The organism is Finegoldia sp. P2-F-LR, assembly GCF_052932265.1.
Map to the genome: position 1 here is coordinate 1 of NZ_JBRFJF010000027.1, position 793 is coordinate 793.

General features: G+C 45.4%; 2 rRNA genes. Both read right to left on the reverse strand.

Going from position 1 to position 793, the window contains the following annotated elements:
- Positions 1-275: ribosomal RNA gene (locus tag ACU68W_RS09220) — 23S ribosomal RNA — on the reverse strand; the annotation flags it as partial.
- Between the two features lie 140 nt (positions 276-415).
- Positions 416-793 (reverse strand): 16S ribosomal RNA (locus tag ACU68W_RS09225); the annotation flags it as partial.

Genomic DNA, 793 nt, shown 5'->3' on the forward strand with positions numbered 1-793 from the left:
TACTTTAATGGGCTGTTCTCTGTTCGCTCGCCGCTACTTGGAGAATCGAGTTTTCTTTCTTTTCTTGTTCCTACTTAGATGTTTCAGTTCAGAACATTCGCCTCCATACGCTATGTATTTACGTATGGATACTAGAGTGTGTCTAGTAGGTTTCCCCATTCGGATTCCCCCGAGTTACTGGATATTTGCTCCTATTCGAGGTTTTCGTTGCTTGTCACGTCCTTCTTCGCCTCCTGGTGCCAAGGCATCCGCCTTGCGCCCTTAGTTTCTTGACCGGAAATATATACTGTTATTCGATTTTCAATGTTCATATGTCGATTCGTTAATCGACTGTGCAAACTTCAGTTTATAAAAACTAAAAGTTCATAATTTAATGAACCTTAAAGTAAATACTTGTTGAGTTAGCACTCCTTAGAAAGGAGGTGATCCAGCCGCACCTTCCGATACGGCTACCTTGTTACGACTTCACCCCAGTCATCAATCCTACCTTCGACTGCTCCTCAATTAGGTCACAGGCTTCGGGTATTATCAACTCCCATGGTGTGACGGGCGGTGTGTACAAGACCCGGGAACGCATTCACCGCGACATTCTGATCCGCGATTACTAGCAACTCCGACTTCATGTAGGCGAGTTGCAGCCTACAATCCGAACTGGGATTGGCTTTGGAGTTTTGCATTATATCACTATATAGCTTCCCTCTGTACCAACCATTGTAGCACGTGTGTAGCCCAGGACATAAAGGGCATGATGATTTGACGTCATCCCCACCTTCCTCCGATTTGTCATCGGCAG